Source organism: Priestia aryabhattai, from assembly GCF_023715685.1.
Taxonomy (GTDB): Bacteria; Bacillota; Bacilli; order Bacillales; family Bacillaceae_H; genus Priestia; species Priestia aryabhattai_B.
The window spans coordinates 742,246-760,869 of record NZ_JAMBOQ010000001.1; the positions used below are offsets into that span (position 1 = coordinate 742,246).

The 18,624-nt window shown below is 38.1% G+C and carries 18 protein-coding genes and 1 riboswitch; of the genes, 3 read left to right on the forward strand and 15 right to left on the reverse strand.

Annotation, left to right across the window (positions count from 1 at the left end; translation table 11 throughout):
* The first annotated feature begins 143 nt into the window (after nucleotides 1-143).
* Nucleotides 144-1,115 carry an asparaginase gene (locus M3225_RS03805; RefSeq protein WP_251391223.1) on the forward strand — a complete coding sequence of 324 codons (972 nt, stop codon included), beginning with the start codon at nucleotides 144-146 and terminating at the stop codon, nucleotides 1,113-1,115.
* Nucleotides 1,116-1,134: 19 nt separating this feature from the next.
* Here the strand turns inward: M3225_RS03805 and M3225_RS03810 are convergent, their stop codons facing one another.
* The 10 genes from M3225_RS03810 to M3225_RS03855 form a co-directional block, all read right to left on the reverse strand.
* Nucleotides 1,135-2,106: a YpdA family putative bacillithiol disulfide reductase gene (locus M3225_RS03810; RefSeq protein ID WP_251391224.1), complete on the reverse strand. Its 972-nt coding sequence runs from the start codon at nucleotides 2,104-2,106 to the stop codon at nucleotides 1,135-1,137.
* Between the two features lie 124 nt (nucleotides 2,107-2,230).
* Nucleotides 2,231-3,496, reverse strand: coding sequence for a Glu/Leu/Phe/Val family dehydrogenase (locus M3225_RS03815; RefSeq protein ID WP_373921271.1), 1,266 nt, complete (start codon nucleotides 3,494-3,496; stop codon nucleotides 2,231-2,233).
* 356 nt (nucleotides 3,497-3,852) lie between these two features.
* A complete protein-coding gene (locus M3225_RS03820) occupies nucleotides 3,853-4,455 on the reverse strand; it encodes a genetic competence negative regulator (RefSeq protein WP_251391225.1) in 603 nt (200 codons plus the stop codon).
* 127 nt (nucleotides 4,456-4,582) lie between these two features.
* A complete protein-coding gene (locus M3225_RS03825; RefSeq protein ID WP_251391226.1) occupies nucleotides 4,583-5,494 on the reverse strand; it encodes a MerR family transcriptional regulator in 912 nt (303 codons plus the stop codon).
* A 107-nt stretch (nucleotides 5,495-5,601) separates the two neighbouring features.
* Nucleotides 5,602-6,369, reverse strand: coding sequence for a metallophosphoesterase (locus tag M3225_RS03830; RefSeq protein ID WP_251391227.1), 768 nt, complete (start codon nucleotides 6,367-6,369; stop codon nucleotides 5,602-5,604).
* Nucleotides 6,370-6,389: 20 nt separating this feature from the next.
* Complete coding sequence (locus tag M3225_RS03835) at nucleotides 6,390-6,764, reverse strand: hypothetical protein (protein ID WP_251391230.1); 375 nt, start codon at nucleotides 6,762-6,764, stop codon at nucleotides 6,390-6,392.
* A gap of 54 nt (nucleotides 6,765-6,818) precedes the next feature.
* Nucleotides 6,819-7,271, reverse strand: a complete 453-nt coding sequence (locus tag M3225_RS03840) for a DUF2663 family protein (RefSeq protein WP_251391232.1) — start codon at nucleotides 7,269-7,271, stop codon at nucleotides 6,819-6,821.
* A 92-nt stretch (nucleotides 7,272-7,363) separates the two neighbouring features.
* On the reverse strand, nucleotides 7,364-7,969 hold the full coding sequence (locus M3225_RS03845; protein ID WP_251391234.1) for a CPBP family intramembrane glutamic endopeptidase: 606 nt from the start codon (nucleotides 7,967-7,969) through the stop codon (nucleotides 7,364-7,366).
* The gene (locus tag M3225_RS03850; protein ID WP_251391236.1) at nucleotides 7,969-9,486 is read right to left on the reverse strand and encodes a RecQ family ATP-dependent DNA helicase; all 1,518 of its coding nucleotides are present in this window, start codon (nucleotides 9,484-9,486) and stop codon (nucleotides 7,969-7,971) included. The genes M3225_RS03845 and M3225_RS03850 overlap by 1 nt, the downstream gene beginning before the upstream one ends.
* A gap of 23 nt (nucleotides 9,487-9,509) precedes the next feature.
* On the reverse strand, nucleotides 9,510-10,559 hold the full coding sequence (locus tag M3225_RS03855; RefSeq protein WP_251391238.1) for a helix-turn-helix domain-containing protein: 1,050 nt from the start codon (nucleotides 10,557-10,559) through the stop codon (nucleotides 9,510-9,512).
* Between the two features lie 257 nt (nucleotides 10,560-10,816).
* Here M3225_RS03855 and M3225_RS03860 point away from each other — a divergent pair, with 257 nt between their 5' ends.
* Nucleotides 10,817-11,065: a ferredoxin gene (locus M3225_RS03860; protein WP_013059046.1), complete on the forward strand. Its 249-nt coding sequence runs from the start codon at nucleotides 10,817-10,819 to the stop codon at nucleotides 11,063-11,065.
* A gap of 79 nt (nucleotides 11,066-11,144) precedes the next feature.
* Here the strand turns inward: M3225_RS03860 and M3225_RS03865 are convergent, their stop codons facing one another.
* Nucleotides 11,145-11,720 (reverse strand): ECF transporter S component, encoded by a 576-nt coding sequence (locus M3225_RS03865; RefSeq protein WP_028411530.1) that lies wholly within the window; start codon nucleotides 11,718-11,720, stop codon nucleotides 11,145-11,147.
* 154 nt (nucleotides 11,721-11,874) lie between these two features.
* Nucleotides 11,875-12,017, reverse strand: a riboswitch (FMN riboswitch).
* 299 nt (nucleotides 12,018-12,316) lie between these two features.
* Here M3225_RS03865 and serA point away from each other — a divergent pair.
* The gene (serA, locus tag M3225_RS03870) at nucleotides 12,317-13,891 is read left to right on the forward strand and encodes a phosphoglycerate dehydrogenase (protein WP_251391239.1); all 1,575 of its coding nucleotides are present in this window, start codon (nucleotides 12,317-12,319) and stop codon (nucleotides 13,889-13,891) included.
* A gap of 32 nt (nucleotides 13,892-13,923) precedes the next feature.
* Here the strand turns inward: serA and M3225_RS03875 are convergent, their stop codons facing one another.
* From M3225_RS03875 to ccsB, 4 genes are all read right to left on the reverse strand, one after another.
* Nucleotides 13,924-14,613, reverse strand: a complete 690-nt coding sequence (locus M3225_RS03875) for a peptidoglycan DD-metalloendopeptidase family protein (protein WP_251391240.1) — start codon at nucleotides 14,611-14,613, stop codon at nucleotides 13,924-13,926.
* Between the two features lie 172 nt (nucleotides 14,614-14,785).
* Nucleotides 14,786-16,558 carry an ATP-binding protein gene (locus M3225_RS03880; RefSeq protein ID WP_251391241.1) on the reverse strand — a complete coding sequence of 591 codons (1,773 nt, stop codon included), beginning with the start codon at nucleotides 16,556-16,558 and terminating at the stop codon, nucleotides 14,786-14,788.
* Nucleotides 16,558-17,274, reverse strand: coding sequence for a response regulator transcription factor (locus M3225_RS03885; protein ID WP_251391242.1), 717 nt, complete (start codon nucleotides 17,272-17,274; stop codon nucleotides 16,558-16,560). Before M3225_RS03885 ends, M3225_RS03880 begins: the two co-directional genes overlap by 1 nt.
* Nucleotides 17,275-17,439: 165 nt before the next feature.
* Nucleotides 17,440-18,618 carry a c-type cytochrome biogenesis protein CcsB gene (gene ccsB, locus M3225_RS03890; protein WP_251391243.1) on the reverse strand — a complete coding sequence of 393 codons (1,179 nt, stop codon included), beginning with the start codon at nucleotides 18,616-18,618 and terminating at the stop codon, nucleotides 17,440-17,442.
* Nucleotides 18,619-18,624 lie beyond the last annotated feature (6 nt).

Genomic DNA, 18,624 nt, shown 5'->3' on the forward strand with positions numbered 1-18,624 from the left:
GAAAATCTCCGTCTATAATGTCCTTATCTTTATATGTAAATGCTCACATAACTTGCTGTCGATTTACAAAGCCTAACAAAGACCTTAAACAAGTATACCAAAAAATGTATCATACTTATATGAAAAATTGAAAGGAGCTCTCTATGAAAACTGTTTATATTCTTCACACCGGCGGCACAATCTCTATGAAAGAAGACATGGCAACTGGATCGGTAACACCAGATATTCAAAATCCGCTTCACCGCTCAACATCATCTGTTTCAGGTATGGCCAATGTAATCGTAGAAGAAGCATTTCATCTGCCTTCTCCTCACATTACTCCTAATGAAATGCTTATACTTTCAAAAAAAATACGCGATAAAATTAATGAGGGCAAAATTGATGCAGTCGTGTTAACCCACGGTACGGACACGCTGGAAGAAACCGCTTATTTTTTAGATTTAACAGTGCATACAGATATTCCAATTGTCTTAACTGGAGCCATGAGATCAAGCAATGAGATTGGTTCAGACGGTCCTTATAATTTTATATCTGCGGTTCGGGTAGCTATTAGTGACGGTACAAAAGGAAAAGGCGTCTTAGTTGTGATGAACGATGAAATTCATACAGCAGAAAATGTGACTAAGACCCACACAAGCAACGTGGCAACATTTCAAAGCCCTCAGTACGGTCCAATAGGATTAATCACAAAACGCGGCGTATCTTTTCACCACATGCCTACAGAACACGAATTTTATCCTGTCAATCAGATAGATAAACAAATCACTTTATTAAAAGCTTATGCAGGAATGGACGATCAGTTATTTCAGGCAGCGGCTTCAATGAATGTTGATGGACTTGTAATTGAAGCCCTTGGCCAAGGAAATCTCCCTCCCCTTACACTTCCGGGAATTCAATTGCTTTTACAGCGAAAGATACCCATCGTGCTCGTTTCTCGCTGTTTTAATGGAATTGCTCAAGATGTATATGGATATGAAGGCGGTGGCAAGCAGTTAAAAGAGATGGGCGTTATTTTTTCAAATGGCCTCAATGGTCCTAAAGCACGCATTAAACTGTTAGTTGCTCTACAAGTAACAACGAATCATGATGAATTGCAGCAGCTATTTAATCATTAGTAAAACAACGCATAGAAGCCTATGCGTTGTTTTTGTTGATAATATGAGAAGCTATTGATTTTCCATGAAACCGTCCATTTTCAATAAAGATTTCATTAGCATTATTTCCTGCAGCAATCACACCGGCGATATAAATTCCTTCCACGTTTGTTTCCATCGTCTCTTCGTTAAAAGAAGGGCGGCCTGTTTCATCATCTAATTCCACCCCCATTTTTGTTAAAAACGAGTGATCAGGGTGATAGCCCGTCATAGCAAAAACGAAATCGTTACTAATCGTAGATTCTTTCCCTGCCTGCTCATATGTTACCGTTTCATCGGTTATCTTTGTTACATGAGCATTAAAATGCATCTGAATCGTTCCATTTCGCACCAGCGCTTCAAATTCAGGCAATATCCAAGGTTTTACGCTAGGGGAGTAATCTGAGCCACGATAAATAACCGTCACCCTTGCATCACATTTCACTAATTCTAGAGCTGCATCGACGCTAGAGTTTTTTCCGCCTATGACGACTACATCTTTATCAAAGTACGGATGAGCTTCTTTGAAATAATGAAATACCTTTGATAAATCCTCACCAGGAACATTCATGTAATTAGGATGATCGTAATAGCCCGTAGCTATAATGACATTCTCCGCTTCGTATGTCTCTTTAGATGTTGTGACAATAAATTGATTTTTCGCTTGTTTGTCTACTTGCAAGACACGTTCAAACGGCTGAATTCGAACTTGCTTGCGCTTCACCACTTCTCGGTAGTAAGCGAGAGCTTGATTGCGCACAGGCTTACGATTTTCTGTAATGAAAGGGACATCCCCAATTTCTAGTTTTTCACTGGAACTAAAAAACGTTTGGTGTGTCGGATAGTTATAAATTGCATTCACGATATTCCCTTTTTCAATTACAAGGGCATCAATACCTGTATGTTGAAGCTCAATAGCTGCTGAAAGGCCGCATGGTCCTCCGCCAACAATAATTACTTTTTCTTTCTTCATGCCTGTCACTCCTTCAGTTGTAAACGCACCTTTTTTCTATTTTAACGCAGTGTAAAACAAAAAAATCTCCTCATTAATGATAGGAGATTTTTTCTATTTACGCAATTGTTCTGCTGTTCTGTTTTTAAATCCAGCCTCTGAAACGAGAGCCTTCTGCCATTTTTCTTACGCCTATCATATAAGCAGCTAGACGCATGTCGACTTTTCGAGTTGTAGAGGTTTCATAGATGTTATTAAATGATTTAACCATTACTTTTTCAAGCTTTTCTTCTACTTCTTCTTCCGTCCAATAATAACCTTGATTATTTTGCACCCATTCAAAATAAGATACTGTTACACCGCCAGCACTTGCCAAAACGTCTGGAACTAATAAAATTCCTCTCTCTGACAAGATGCGCGTTGCTTCAAGAGTTGTTGGTCCATTTGCTGCTTCTACAACAATATTCGCTTGAATGTTATGGGCATTTTCTTCTGTAATTTGATTTTCAATCGCAGCTGGGACTAGGATGTCACAGTCAAGTTCCAGCAGTTCTTTGTTGCTAATTGTATTATTGAATAATTTCGTTACTGTGCCAAAGCTATCACGTCGATCTAATAAATAATCAATGTCTAAACCATTAGGATCATGCAGCGCTCCGTATGCATCGGATATCCCTACAATTTTAGCGCCAGCATCGTGCATGAACTTAGCTAAAAAGCTTCCTGCATTTCCAAACCCTTGTACTACTACCCGTGCACCTTGTAATTCAATGCCTCGTTTTTTCGCTGCTTCACGAATACAAATAGTTACTCCTTTTGCAGTCGCTGTTTCACGGCCATGCGAACCACCTAAGACAAGTGGCTTTCCAGTAATAAAGCCCGGTGAATTAAATTCATCAATACGGCTGTATTCATCCATCATCCAAGCCATAATTTGTGAATTTGTAAACACATCCGGCGCTGGAATATCCTTTGTTGGTCCAACAATTTGGCTAATCGCCCGAACATATCCGCGGCTTAAACGTTCTAATTCTCCAAAAGACATATTTCGAGGATCACAAACAATTCCACCTTTTCCTCCACCGTAAGGAAGGTCAACGATTCCACATTTTAAACTCATCCATATAGATAGAGCTTTTACTTCTTTTTCAGTTACGTTTGGGTGAAAACGAATTCCACCTTTCGTAGGACCAACTGCATCGTTATGCTGCGCTCGGTGACCTGTAAAAATCTTAACTGATCCGTCATCCATACGAACAGGAATTTTTACTGTCATCATTCGTAATGGCTCTTTTAATAGTTCATACACTTCATCAGGATAGCCTAGTTTTTCTAACGCTTTATGTATCACTGTTTGTGTAGATTTTAAAACATCATGCTTTTCTTCTTGACTATTTTTACTGTCTTGCATCTTGTCGGCTACCATCTGTAAACCTCCTAAAATGTATCGAAAATTATTCGTTTTTAATTGAATGGTGCTTCTTTCATGACATAGTATACACCCTTAGTTTTACATTGCAAAGGAAAATATCGAACTTTTAGTATTTTTTGTGCTCTCCCAAGAAAACGCTTCCATTAACTTTACAAGTTATGCTACAATGTTTTAAGTCTGCCTCTTTTCTAGTATGCTTTAATCGTCTTAAAAAATAAAAAACACCCGGTGATAAAGAGCACTTTCAACAACTTTGTACAAGCTGAAAGTGCAGCCACTCTTATTTTAATAAAAGTGCTTTATCCTTCACGGGTGTAATTATTTTAATTAAACAGTTAAGAAAAGATAGAGTTAATATACTCCAAAGCTCTCTTTTCTACTAACATTTTCCCATATTCATTTACGCGGTGCTTTGTAATTGTAGAGGGATTTCCATACTCCGCCAAAACCGCAATCATATTCCCAACTTCAGCTGGTGACAGCATGTGATAATCTAACAGCACGTAAAAACGTTTTTCGAATGAATAGAGCACACTATCCGTATCGTAAAAGTTTGACATGCGTTTGGTCAGCTGAATGATATCTTCAAATGAATCAAACTCAAAAAACATGTCTTCGCTTTCATCTAGCATGACCTGCATTTCAATGAAGTCCTCGAACTCGTCTTCATCGAACTCACCATAGCTGGTTTCTTCTTCATACTGCTTTGTCACAAATACAACCATTCCCTGTGCTTGAAGTGAAAAAACTTCTACCGAAAGAGAATTTGTGGGTTCAAAGTTCAGTTCTTGAGAAGCTTGCTCTATCATCTCACGAAAGAGCTGTTTTACTTTGAATGTATCTGTCCATAGGTCTTCTTTTGTTAACCCTCTTTCTTTTAAATCATCGTAGGTCAAAAAAACTTTTAGCTTATTATAGTTTAATCGTTCAAGCCTCATTAGCGTCCCTCCCCGCTTGCACTCATAACCACATGGTTCGATAATGCAGTATATGTATTTTTTGGAAAACGGTTCGTGATATTTACTTACGAGTTTACAGGTTTATGATAGGAAAGACAAGCTATTCTCAATCAATTTCTGCTAATTTTTTTGTTAGCCAGCTGTTCCACTCTTCTTTTGTATTTCCTAAAATAAACGGCTGGGCCTCGCCTTTTCTTTTGCTATCTAAACCATCAAATACATAACCGCCTAATCCTACTTTAAGATGCGGGAATTTCTTTATCATTTGGTTCGTCAAATTTAGTGTTTTCTCGGCATTTTCCATCATTGTGCATGACATAAATAAAAACGTTGGGTCTACTTCTTTAACAATTAACTCAACATCTTTATCTTCAATGCTGCTTCCTAAATAAATAACCTCAAACCCTTTACGGCGTAAAAATAGCGTAAAGACTAGGAGTCCCACTTCATGTGTCTCATTAGGCCCGCATACAGTAATCGTTTTAGGCAACAAGCCATTTGAAGGCAGCGAATAAAAAATCATGCTGATACGTGTTTTTAATACTTGAGTCGTATAATGCTCATGAGCACTTGTAATTTGCCCTTTTCCCCACATATCCCCAACCGTCACGAGTAGAGAACCCAAAATATCAATAACCACTTTTTCTACCGAATACAGGCTAAAAGCATGATTAATTAAATCCTGTGCTTTTCCTTCTTCAAAAGATAAAAGCATAGTTAACAGCTCATCCCTAATTTTTTGAGGGGAATCTACTTCTCCTTCTTCTTCAAACGATCCTACTGTACTACTTTCCGTTTCTATTAACGAAACCGCTTGACTAATAGTAAAACCTCCGCTCACTTTTTCCGTGAGCCATTTTAATTTCCGCAAATCTTCCTCTGTATATAACCGATGCCCCGATTCATTGCGGACAGGATTTAAAATTTGATAGCGTCGTTCCCATGCGCGCAAAGTTCCCGGCTGGATTCCGACCATATTTGAGATGGCTTTAATATTATACTTCCCTTCGTGAGCCATACGTAACCTCCAACTACTCTTCGTGAACTGTATCTATTAATTGAATTATAGGATAAGTTATCCTGTGTGTAAAATTTGTATATGCTATGTAAAGAGTTTGTTCAAGGCTATTCTTTCCTTTTTAAAGTGATATAATGCGTCTGTGCACGAGCTTGTAAACGGAGAGGCAAGGAGGTTGTACCATATCCGTTACTGACAAAAAGAGGAACCTGTTTTTTCTCCTTCAGCCCTCCTAATTCATACATACCAAAATTAAATAAGCGTATCTGTCCTCCGTGTGTATGTCCGCTCAAAATTAAATCTACTTTTGATTCTTCATCTACATAATAGATAATATCAGGGTTGTGGCTTAGAAGAATGGTAAGCTGTTCAGGTTCAATTGAAGAAACAGCTCTCTTTAGATTCACCTGACCTTCTGATAAATCATCTACTCCCACAAAATTGCATGTAGTACCATGTTGAGAAACTGCAAAAACATGCTCGTTTTTAAGGGCAATGACTCCTTCATCTTTAAGCATCTGCTTCAATTGCATTTGACTTACTTCGTAATCATTATTTCCCCATACAAAATAGACGGGTCCTAGCGTTTTAAGCTTTTGAATATTTTGACGAGCACGCAATAAAGGCACTCCCCCTTCCAGTAAATCACCGCCTATGATCACAAAATCTACTTCACCAGGTATTTTTTTCAACAGCTTCGACGAAATTGTTCGCTTATGTATATCCGATATAAAAAACAGGCGCAAAGGCTGCTGATTTTCGGGAAATGTTGATAAATGAATCGTTCTTTCTTCTACATACGTACGATGGGCTTCTGAAAACATAAAAATCAGCAAGCCTATGCCTAACGCTAAAATAATTAAAAGAATAACCATATATTCTCCTTCTTTTCATTTTATACACGGTGTGTTTCTGTTAAAGAAGAAAGGGCATAAATTGTCGCAATTGTTAACAAACCTACTACTTGATAAAGCGCAATTGTACTTAACGATAAAATTCCTATCACACACAGACATGAAACAAGATATTCATGCCATTTTACCTTATAGCCTTTTAGAAACAACCGACTTTGCAGAAACACTTTACGAACTGCCGCCGACAGACAAAAAAGAGCGGTGAAAAATAAGATTATAATACCAAACACATCTAACGGATGTAAAATCATTCGAATAAGTAAATATGTTAACGAAGCTTTTGAGCCTACAGCCGTTAAACTGCTGATATAATAACTGCATAACCACGCAGCCAGCAAGTTAAACCAATCCCTCACAAAAAAACCCCCTTCACTAAACTTCTATGTAAAAAGAGGCTTTTTCATGCGATTCTATTTATTTTCATGATATAAATTAATTCCATAAGTTGACTGCATCCAGCGGAACGTTTCTTTTCGGTGCTCCCATGTTTCAGGCGTCGCCCATAGCTCTTTGCTTCTTTTAATAATCTCACAGCGCAAATCTTGAAAAGTCTTTTCTGCTTTCTCGCTTTTTTTCTGCAGCTGTACAGTATAAAAATAAAGTGAGACGGTAAGCAATAAAAACATCAAATGCCCTATGCTGCCTAACAAAAAGGAAAAAAATTCGCTAAATGTACTAAAAAAACCGCTTTGAAAAATGAAAAAAAAGTAGCTAATGACAGCCGTTACACTGGCTAAAAACAAAAGCTTCCATTTTTTCTCTTTAGCTCTCAGCTTATTAACCGCTTCTTTTCTTTTAATAACGCTCGCTAATATATATTGAAGTGGCTCGTCGCTTTCAAAGTCTATCACCTTGTTTTTCATCATTCCACCCCCCTCATATGCTAGTACAACATATGAGTGAACATAAAAGATTATGTGGGTAGCACTGAAAATAATGGCTGTTCCCTTCACTTTTACTGCATTATTTCTTCTGGCTGTGCAGATTTCCCTTTTGACTTTCGTATCTGTAGGCCTAATAAAAAATCAATGAGAAAATGAGTAAAAATAGTGACATACAAATTTTCAGTCCACCAAAAAAGTAACCCTATTAAAAAGCTTAAAACCACAACCGAAATAAAAAGAAACCACTTTTTCAAATATCGAATGTGAACGAGTGCAAATATGATACTCGCCCAAAACAGGCCAAACTGAACTTGTATAACCCCTCGAAATAATATTTCTTCTGAACATGCAACGATTAGGCAAATAAGGGCTAGATGAAGAATAGAACGATTAGCAAATAAACGTTCATTGATTCCTCCGTCATCGTATAAATGCTCAGGTACATATTTCATTAGAAGCGTATCTCCTCCTACTACCAAGAGAGCCATTCCTCCCCCGTACAATAAAATAGAAGACCAATCCAGCTGAAAAAACTGCAAAAAGGAATTCCATGAATCGAATGTAAAAAAACCGATGCCTACAGCAATGAAGCAGATGAGCAGCTGTGTTACATATAAATTTTTAACCAGCTCTGCATCTGTCATGGATGAAATAAGCTCTTGCTGTGATTTTGCCATTATATCTCTCCTTGACGAAGCAAACGAGCTAATTCTAATTCCCAGCCTTGAAATGTCCATTGCTCTTGCTCACCATTTGTTTTTTTATAGCCTTCTAAATCCAAGCCGCAGCAATCGCAACAATTCTGAAGCTCTGATCTTCCCAGCTCATTGAAATAACCAAGCAGCACCTGACGACGACATTCTTTTGTCTCAATAAATCTCTTCATCGCACGATACTTGTCATGTTTGTTTCGGAGACGTTTATTTACAGCTGCAACAATCGTTTCATGCAGCGATTCAGGAATTTTCCAGGGTTCAACATGGTCATTTTTCACTACATTTTCTCTGTGTAAATAATAACGAATAAATCGCCAATGTGTTTCTTGAATACCCACTGTATAAAGAAAATAAGACTCTACTTGTTTTAAAGGAATGGCCTGATCATGATTTCGTAAATACGACAAGCAGTATAAGATGATATCTGAAGAAGGAAGCTCAATTTCAAGCAAAGAATGAGCAAAATTATCGTCCCCTTCAGCATAAAGCAAGATCGCAATACTGTTTCGCTGATCGCGTCCGCTTCTTCCAATTTCCTGTACGTATGCTTCTAGCTGCGTAGGTGTATGAAAATGAATAACAAAGCGAACATTCGATTTGTTAACCCCCATTCCAAATGCACTTGTGCAACAAATGATATCAAGCTGATTTTCTAAAAATTGCTGTTGAACAAGCATTCTTTCATTCGGTTCCATTCCGCCGTGGTAATACTGCACTCGCTGTATCCCATTTTCCTTTAGAAGCTGTGTTAATGCTTCTGTCCAAGAGCGGCTGGAACAATAGATAATTCCCGGACTTTGCAGTTCACTAACGTACATCAGTAATTTCTCTTTTTTCTCTTCAATACTTGCAACAAAATCAACTTCCATCGCAATATTACTTCGGTTCATGGAATAGATGTGCTCGTTGACAGCAGGCAGCGATAAGTAGCGCTTAATATCTTCCACTACTTCCCTGGTCGCAGTTCCCGTTAGTGCCAGACATAGCGGACTGCCAAGTTCCTTCCATATATCTCCTAACTGAAGATAATCCAAACGGAAATCATGTCCCCACTGAGAAATACAGTGCGCCTCGTCCACAACGAAAAGGCCTACCTTTGCCTGCTTTAATGCTTCTACTACAGCAGCATTTTGCAAAATTTCAGGAGATGCATAAATAAAACGATAAAAAGCTAAATCTTTTAGCGCCCGTCGTTTTTCTTCTTGTTGTAGGAAACTATTTAAGGCAATAACTCGCTTTTCTCCGCTTGCCTTTAGTTGTTGAACTTGATCTTCCATCAGTGAAATTAAAGGCGATACAATCAGCACCGGTCGGTTCAACAAATAAGCTGGGAGCTGATAGCACAATGATTTTCCTGTTCCTGTAGGAAGAACCGCTAACACATGATGACCTGTTAAAATATCTTGAATGATCTCTTTTTGTCCTAGTCGAAATTGGCTATAGCCAAATTGTTTCTGTAGAAGTTGTTCTATTTTCACATCAAACACCACTTTTTTTAGTATCAGGTAAAATGTTTTGCTAATACGAGACGAATCTGAAAATAGGTGACGTCGTCTTTTACTTCTTCCTTTATCACCTTTAATTTATTTGTATGCAAACCTTCAAAAGCCGAGATAATTTCTTCCTGCTGCCTAGGCGATACGTATGCATCGATTGAAAAAGATGGAACAAACAGAGCTAATTCTGCAATATGATCTTCAATTGTACTTTCTTTTAAACGCCTTATATAAGCAATTTCTTCAAGCGTCTTGCCTTTTTGAAGCCAGCTATACGTTTTTAACGTCGAGCTCGTCAAAGGCAATTCTAAATATAGATCATGTAAAAAAGAAGAAAGCACATGAAAGCTTTCATTATTTTTACTCACTTTTTCAATGATATAGTGAATAACCCCTAAAAGTTGAATATGAACATAATGCTCATCGAGTTCATATTGATATGCTAACTGATTTTTTGTAAAGCCTACTCTTTGGTATCCAGTCAGTTGCAAAACAAAAAGAGACGCATCCCGCTCCGTACAACCTTTCAAGCACGTTCGGAGCTCTTTGAATAGCTCGGCGGCTAACTCTTGACGCGTTTGCTTTTGAGACATAATATACGTTTTGACCCATTGAATGACCTCAGGATTTTTGGAAATGGGTAAAAACCCTTTTTGAAAATACTGTAGGTTTGATAAGGTCTGAATGAACAAAGTGATTCTTGCTAAAAATAATTGAGTACTGCTTGCGAATTTCCATCCGTCCAAAGCTGGATGAAAAGGCCGAGCCGTCAGTTCATCTTCAAGCCGTGCTCTTCCCTTATCTGTCATCATATACTTTTGATTTTCAGTTTCTTCAATATACTGCTGTTCTTTTAAATATGCAACGCAGGTTTCAAAAGACCGTTTATCTAAGTAAAGAAATGACTGAAAAAGAAAAGAAATCCCAAAAATTTTCCCGTCTTGAATGGTTTGAGCTGACTTTTTACCTGTTAATAAATGATAAATACCATAGGCGGTTCGCTCACCTTTTAACTGTTTTATACAAAATAAAATGCTAACTTGAATATAATTCAAAGGTGTCAACTTCCTTTCTCATTCATTGTACCAAAAGTGACCAATAGCATGTGAGATAAAGGCTTTTTAGCTTTTTCCTTTATGTATCAAAACGTTTGGATAAGTGAAGAAGCCTTGATTTGATAAGCATTCTCAGTGACTTTTCTATTGAAAAGTTTTATAAATCATTTTACAATGAATAAGGAGAAATTTCACTCTTGATTCGCGAAGAGATTATATAATGAGAAATTTTCGAACACTTTACAGGAGGTCTTGTTATGCCAAAATATACAATTGTTGATAAAGATACTTGCATCGCATGCGGCGCTTGCGGAGCAGCAGCACCAGACATTTATGATTATGATGATGAAGGTATTGCATTCGTAACATTAGATGATAACCAAGGTGTAGTAGAAATTCCAGAAGATCTAGAAGATGATATGATGGATGCAATGGAAGGCTGCCCTACGGATTCAATTCGCGTAGCGGATGAAAAATTCGAAGGCGATGCTAATAAATTCGAATAAGTAATAAGCAAACCTGTAGTAGTACATGCTGCAGGTTTTTTTATATATAAAAATCGCTCTCCTTGGGAGAGCGATTGAATTAAACAGCAACGCGACGCGTGATCCATTGCTTCATTTTTGAAAACAATAAGACAAAAATAACCCCTGTTGCTGCTCCTTTTATTAAGTTAAACGGCAAAATACCTGCAACAATATATTGACGTGCTTGCTCACTAGACATTTCTGGCGATTGTAAGAAGATCGTATACGCAGGTAAAAAGACATAATAATTTAAGACAGCCATGAGCACCGTCATTACAACCGTACCCGTAACCAAACCTATTGTTACGCCTTTAGCTGTTTTAAATCGACGGAACATGTATGACACAGGAAGAACGAACAGTAAACCAGCCACAAAGTTTGCCACTTGACCAACTGGAACCCCTGTAGCACTTCCTTGAATTAAATAATTCAATAAATTTTTTATTCCTTCTACTATAACAGCAGCCATAGGTCCAAATACAAGTGCTGCTACTAGTGCAGGAATTTCGCTAAAATCAATTGTTAAAAACGGAGGTAATCCAGGAATTGGAAAGTTAATCATCATTAAAATATAAGCAATACTACTTAACATTCCTAGTATAACCAGCTTTTGAGTTTTCTTACTTTGTTGCATCTTTCCTCTCTCCTTCTTTGTGATCCACTCTTCAAAGAAGAAAGGTTCAACTTTATATCCCCACGCAAAAACCTCCCAACAAATGATTCGTTGAGAGGAGATATGGCAGGCATATTTAATAAACGTTCATCACATTAGGTTTTGAACGCTGAACCTCCACCTTCTCCCATCCAGACTGTACTGTCGGCTTTGGAATTTCACCAAATCTGCTCCTATGTATTACATATAAGCTCGCGGGCTCAAAACAATTTGTTTTTTACCGCCGGTCGGGAATTTCACCCTGCCCCGAAGATAGACCAATATTTAATTATGAATTTATTATATGTTATCTCGAATTAAAAGTAAATAAAGAAGTTTTTTAATTCCTATTAAATTGATGTATTTTATAAACTTCACTTTTATTGTTATATGTAAAATTAAGAAATAAGTGCATAACTAACGCCATCATGACATATTTATAGTTTCAATTTTACGTTTATGATTGTGCATTTGATAACTAATTGTAAAGTTTGAAAAATATAATTGACAGAATTTTTTTAACATGTTAAATTATCAAATATTTGATGATAGTAAAATCTAAGGGAGATGTTCACGTCATGTATAATGTGTTAGTAGCTGATTCAATTAGCAATGAAGGTCTTGCTCCACTACTCGAAGCTCCTCAGGTGAATCTTACGCGAAAAAAAGTTGAAGAAGTTGAGAATGATTTGCATACGTACGATGCGCTTTTAGTACGGAGTGCTACGACGGTTACAGAAGATTTGCTGGCAAAAATGCCGAATTTAAAAATTGTTGCTCGCGCTGGAGTAGGTGTCGATAATATTGATATTGAAGCCTCAACCAAACGAGGGGTTGTCGTTATTAACGCGCCGAACGGAAATACCATTTCAACGGCGGAACATACATTTGCTATGATGGCTAGCTTGTTTCGGCATATCCCTCAAGGAAATGCGTCAGTTAAAGCGCGCGAATGGAACCGCTCAGCATTTGTTGGAACAGAGCTTAATCGCAAACACCTGGGCATTATCGGATTTGGACGAATTGGCTCTGAGCTTGCCAAACGTGCAAAAGCCTTCAATATGAACGTTCACGTTTACGATCCTTTTTTAACCTCTTCCCGAGCTGAAAAGCTAGGCGTAGAACTATTATCCCTGGATGAATTACTAGCAGCAGCGGATGTAATTACCGTGCACACTCCGCTTACTAAAGAAACAAAAGGATTGCTCAATCATGACACATTAGCTAAAACAAAAAAGGGGGTGTTTTTATTAAACTGCGCACGCGGCGGGATCATTGATGAAAAAGCCTTAGTTCATTATTTAGAAATTGGCCATGTTCAAGGTGCAGCTATTGACGTATTTGAAGTTGAACCGCCGCTTGATAACCCTTTGTTACATTTTGATCAAGTTATTACAACTCCCCATTTGGGCGCTTCTACAAAAGAAGCCCAGCTTAATGTTGCTGAAGACGTGGCACATGACGTTCTGCGTTTTCTAGAAGGTAATCCTGTAAGTTCATCCATTAATTTGCCAACGCTTTCTAAAGAAATTTTTGAAAAAATTCAGCCGTTTACGAGCCTTACCAAACAAATGGGAGCTATTTTATCTCAATGCATGCGAGAACCTGTTCAGCATATCTCTATCTCCTACGGAGGTACAGTGACGGATTTGGAAACCACTTATATTACACGGAGCTTGTTATCAGGCTTTTTAACTCACCGTATTGACTCACCTGTTAATGAAGTCAATGCTTCTATGATTGCCAAAGAACGAGGAATTACATTTGGTGAAAAAACATCAGAAGATACGCAAGGATATTCCAATATGATTGACGTTACAGTAACAGGCGAACAGCGTACATTTACCATTACGGGCACCTATATAGCAGGATATGGACCTCGAATTGTTAATATTGATTCATTTGATATTGATTTTTATCCAGAAGGTCATCTTCTTTATATCCGCCACAGTGATCAGCCCGGAGTTATTGGAAACGTAGGGAAAGTACTTGGAGATTTACGTATTAACATTGCTACCATGCAAGTGGGCCGTAAGCAAAAAGGCGGAGAAGCCATTATGATGCTCACGTTTGATAAACTTTTAGATGATTCTGTCATCACTTCATTAAAACAAACAAGCGAGATTGTGACCATACAGCGTATTGAATTGTGACATTCAAAAAAAGAGCCTTAGCGGCTCTTTTTTTATGGACTTATTTTTAACACTTGTCCTGCATTTAACATCGTATTCTCTAAATGGTTCCACTTTCTTAGCTGCTCCATATCTACTTCATATTTGACTGCGAGTTCAGATAACGTATCTCCTTGATGGATAAGAATACAGTTATCAGAAGCATGATGTAACTGCTGAAAAACCGTCGCAGCTAAATCGCTTTTTACGTATGCCGATAGTTTTTGCTTGTCCAATTTAGCAAGTGGGTTCACTGCATTGGTTTTATCCGGATTCCAATTTCCTTGATGAACTTCAAAATGCAAATGTGCACCTGAAGATCGCCCTGTATTGCCAACTCGTCCAATGTTTTGACCTGCGGCTACACGATTTCCTTCTGCAACAAAACGTTCCTCTAGATGAGCATAGACCGTTTCGTATCCATTCGTTTGTTTGATAAAAACAACTTGCCCATATGTATTTGAATAATAAGAGCGGCTCACCACTCCTTTTGCAACAGCATACACCTGTGTACCAACAGGTGCTGCTATATCAATTCCAAAGTGTTTGGCGTGACGAGAACCAAATATATCAGTTAAGATTCCTTCAACCGGCCACTCCCACTGCTTCTCCTCTGCTTTTACCATTTGCCCGCCCAAAAATAAAAGACCTATACACAATCCCATTACTAATACAACTAATATTCTTCTTAATACGTCAATCATGAAGAAAGAACCTCCTATGTAGATCATTGCACACAAAACATACTATATGCCAATTCCTTCTCTTTTAGACTTTTTTATAAAAAAAAATAAAGAGATGTGATTCTCCACTGAATCACATCTCTTTGCTATTCTTATTATTTCAGCCGAAGAAAAACTGTTATTTAGCATGTGTTTACTTTGGCAGTTTGATAAAGAAAGTTGTTCCTTCATTTAATTCACTTTCAACCGCAATGATCCCTTGATGTGCCTCCACGATATTTTTAGCGATCGCAAGCCCAAGACCAGTTCCTGACTTTCCTCTCGTTCTGGCTTTATCCGCTTTATAAAATCGTTCAAATACAAATGGAAGATCTTCTTTTGGAATCCCTGCTCCTGTATCTTGAACAGAAAGATGGATTTCCGATTGACTTTTATCAAGATGCAGCCTTACTTCTCCGTAGTCATCCGTATGACGAATGGCATTATCAATTAAGTTTGTCAGCACTTGTTCCATTCGATCTGAATCAATCATCGCTTCAAATTCATCTTCTATTCTTCCATTAAGAGACAGTTTAATATGTTTTTCTTTAGCTAACCCTTGAAACTTACGCAAAACACGTTCTGTAAATTCAACCATTGCTACAGATTCTAAGTGAAGCTGCACATGTCCCGCTTCCATTCGCGCCAAATCTAAAAGTTCATTTACAAGCCGGCCCATACGCAGTGATTCATCATAAATCACCTGTGCAATTTCTTTCTTTTCTTCATCCGTACTTGCAATATCGTCAATGATAGCTTCACTATAACCTTGAAGCATAGAAATAGGTGTGCGCAATTCATGAGACACGTTTGCAATAAAATCTTTTCTGGATTTATCAAGTTTACGCTCTTCAGACATATCTCGTAGTACAGCTACAGCACCGCGAATTTTCGTTTGATTATAGAGCGGTGACATCAAAATAACCCACGTTTTCCCTTGAATTTTCAACTCTGCACTTCGTTCCGTTTCAGTCTCTACTACCGTTTGAAACAAATGCACGACGTTTGCTGGAAGCTCAGGCACCTGCTGATTGTTGACATCCTGCTCGTAATACCAAGTCTGAAGAAAATGTTCCGCTGGAGGATTGGTAATTAAAATCGATCCGTCTCTACTAAACGTAATAACACCGTCTGCCATACTGCTTAAAATACTTGAAAGCTGTTCTTTTTCCTGATTGAGCGCATTGAGATTAAACTTTAACTGCCTGCCCATTTGATTAAAAGCAATCGCTAACTCTCCAATTTCATCGTGAGTTAAAATAGGTACTTTTGTATCAAAATTCCCTTTTGTTACTTCAAATGCCGCCTGCCTCATTTTTCTAAGAGGCGCTGTAATTCGTGTGGATAAGAAAAAAGCAAAGATAGTAGTTAAAATAATAGCAATACCTGCAGCTAATAAAATGAACTTAGTCGTATATTGAGCGGGTTCTTCAATTTCAGAAAGAGATTGATACAAATAAACGCCGCCTGTCGGTTTGTTATCTTTCATTAAAGGTACACCGACAACAAACATTAAAGGCTCATCACTCGTATCTTTCTTTGTGGTCATGTACATTTTTTCCCGTACTACTTTACCTTTTTCAACCACTTGATTTAGCTGATCGTTTTGTTTAACAATGGCCGAAATAGCTTTCTTATTTTCTTTATCAGGATGTGTGGAATGCCAATAAAAATCTTTATCTTGGACAATAACTACGCTTGCTTGATCTGCAAGTTCACGAGCAATGGATAGTCCTAGTTTTTCATCGTCCGTTTCCTGCACAATGGTAGAGATTTTAGCAGCCGTTTTAGTTAAACGGTTTTCTGCATCTACAACATGATAATTTTCAAAAAACTGAAGCAGTAAAATGGTCAAAATAAATAAAACAAGCGTGACGAGCAATAGGATAGTAAACCATAGTTTACCAACTACACTTCTCCAAAACATCAGTTATTTTCAACCTCAAATTTATACCCTACTCCCCAAACGGTTACAATCATTTTCGCCGCTTGTGACGATACGCGATTTAACTTTTCACGCAAACGCTTGACGTGCGTGTCTACCGTACGAAGATCCCCAAAGAAATCATAATGCCATACTTCACGCAGCAACTGCTCTCTGTCATATACTTTATCTGGCGTTTTTGCAAGGTAGCATAATAATTCATATTCTTTTGGAGTTAAGTTGACTTCTTTTCCATCTGCTGTAACGCGATGTGCATCATTATCAATCGTTAAGTGATCAAAGACAATAAGATTTTTCACGCTCGTTTCTGGCTGAATAAACGTTGTTTGAGAAGAACGTCGAAGCAGTGCTTTTACGCGAAGAACTACTTCTCTTGGGCTAAACGGCTTAACGATATAATCATCTGTACCTACTTCAAACCCTTGGACTCTGTTTACTTCTTCCCCTTTAGCTGTAAGCATGATAATAGGAGTTGCTTTTTTCTCGCGAATTTGTTTACAAACCTCAATACCATCTATGCCAGGCATCATTAAATCTAATACAATCAAATCATAATTTATGTGTAACGCTTTTTCGATTGCTTCATGCCCATCGGCTGCTTCTTCAATGATGTATCCTTCTTTTTCTAAGTACATTTTTAACAATCGTCTAATGCGATCTTCATCGTCTACTAGCAGTAATCTTTGTTCATTTTGCATGTATTTTCAACCTCCTAGTCTTAGTGTACAAAAAAAAACTGGCGAGTTCTACTTATGATACCCAAACAATGTGACAATTCGTGAACACCTTGACGAAAAACAGCTTTGTTCACCCAAAAAAACAGCCTATATGATGGCAATAGGCTGTTTTTATATTTTTAATGGTTACGCATATGAATGTAAACCTGCAATAACTAGATTCACAGCCACTAGGTTGAACATAATGATGGCAAACCCGACAACTGCCAGCCAAGCTGATTTTTCACCGTGCCATCCTTTAGACAGCCGAAGATGAAGAAAAGTGGCATAAAATAAAAAGGTGATCAGCGCCCACACCTCTTTAGGGTCCCATCCCCAAAAGCGCGTCCAGGCCATCTGAGCCCAAATCATAGCGAAAATAAGTGCTCCTAGTGTAAAAATAGGAAATCCAATTGCCACTGCTCTGTAGCTTACTTCATCAAGCAAGTCGCTGTTTACTTGTTTCACAAGCGGCTGCAGCGCGGCTCCAATTCGCTTCCGTAAAATGAAACGAACCAGCCAATATAATACAAAACCGCCGGCTAACGACCAAATGACCGTATTTAATTTTTTAGCATTAATAATAGCCGGCACATCAACGAGCGGCTGTATTTCGTTCCCCACTGTCCACTCACTTTGATGAGGTCCCACTAGCGGAACCATATGATATACTACTTGTTCTTGTTCTCCACTTTTATTAACCCAATTAAATGTTGACTCGTAGTGAGCCGTATTAAAAGCCAGCGTCACCGCTACAAACCCAAGCGTACTAATAAGCGTATACAAGATGAATTCCAGCCAAAATGCTTTTTTGTTTCGCTTGGATTGATCAATCGTTTTGATTAAATAAATCAATCCTGCGACAAAGCTAATGGAAAGCACGGCTTCACCCGTAGCTGCGGTTGTAACGTGAATATGCAGCCAATTCGTTTGGAGAGCCGGTATCAGCGGCGTAATTTCAGTTGGAAACATGCTTGCATAAGCAATGATTAAAAGAGCCACCGGCAATGCAAAAAGTCCAAGCATGCTAAGACGATAAATAAAGTAAATAACAATAAATGCGCCAACAAGCATCATGCCAAAAAACGTGGTAAATTCAAATAAATTACTAACAGGAGCGTGGCCTGATGCAATCCATCTTGTAATGAAGTAGCCAATCTGTGCAATAAAGCCGATGATGGTAACCGCAATTCCAAACGTTGCCCACTTTGTTTTCTTTTGAGCTGCTCGCTTATCTCGAATAGCTCCTCCGAAAAAAAAGGTTGCAACTAAATAAGCAATAAACGCCACATACAGTAAATTACTACTTATACTCGCGTAATCCATGCTTTT

Bases quoted from the DNA above. Each gene is read 5' to 3' on its own strand.
- M3225_RS03805 (WP_251391223.1), top strand. From the start codon at position 144: ATGAAAACTGTTTATATTCTTCACACCGGCGGCACAATCTCTATGAAA.
- M3225_RS03810 (WP_251391224.1), bottom strand. From the start codon at position 2,106: ATGAAGAAAGAAAAAGTAATTATTGTTGGCGGAGGACCATGCGGCCTT.
- M3225_RS03815 (WP_373921271.1), bottom strand. From the start codon at position 3,496: ATGCAAGACAGTAAAAATAGTCAAGAAGAAAAGCATGATGTTTTAAAA.
- M3225_RS03820 (WP_251391225.1), bottom strand. From the start codon at position 4,455: ATGAGGCTTGAACGATTAAACTATAATAAGCTAAAAGTTTTTTTGACC.
- M3225_RS03825 (WP_251391226.1), bottom strand. From the start codon at position 5,494: ATGGCTCACGAAGGGAAGTATAATATTAAAGCCATCTCAAATATGGTC.
- M3225_RS03830 (WP_251391227.1), bottom strand. From the start codon at position 6,369: ATGGTTATTCTTTTAATTATTTTAGCGTTAGGCATAGGCTTGCTGATT.
- M3225_RS03840 (WP_251391232.1), bottom strand. From the start codon at position 7,271: ATGAAAAACAAGGTGATAGACTTTGAAAGCGACGAGCCACTTCAATAT.
- M3225_RS03845 (WP_251391234.1), bottom strand. From the start codon at position 7,969: ATGGCAAAATCACAGCAAGAGCTTATTTCATCCATGACAGATGCAGAG.
- M3225_RS03860 (WP_013059046.1), top strand. From the start codon at position 10,817: ATGCCAAAATATACAATTGTTGATAAAGATACTTGCATCGCATGCGGC.
- M3225_RS03865 (WP_028411530.1), bottom strand. From the start codon at position 11,720: ATGCAACAAAGTAAGAAAACTCAAAAGCTGGTTATACTAGGAATGTTA.
- serA (WP_251391239.1), top strand. From the start codon at position 12,317: ATGTATAATGTGTTAGTAGCTGATTCAATTAGCAATGAAGGTCTTGCT.
- M3225_RS03875 (WP_251391240.1), bottom strand. From the start codon at position 14,613: ATGATTGACGTATTAAGAAGAATATTAGTTGTATTAGTAATGGGATTG.
- M3225_RS03880 (WP_251391241.1), bottom strand. From the start codon at position 16,558: ATGTTTTGGAGAAGTGTAGTTGGTAAACTATGGTTTACTATCCTATTG.
- M3225_RS03885 (WP_251391242.1), bottom strand. From the start codon at position 17,274: ATGCAAAATGAACAAAGATTACTGCTAGTAGACGATGAAGATCGCATT.
- ccsB (WP_251391243.1), bottom strand. From the start codon at position 18,618: ATGGATTACGCGAGTATAAGTAGTAATTTACTGTATGTGGCGTTTATT.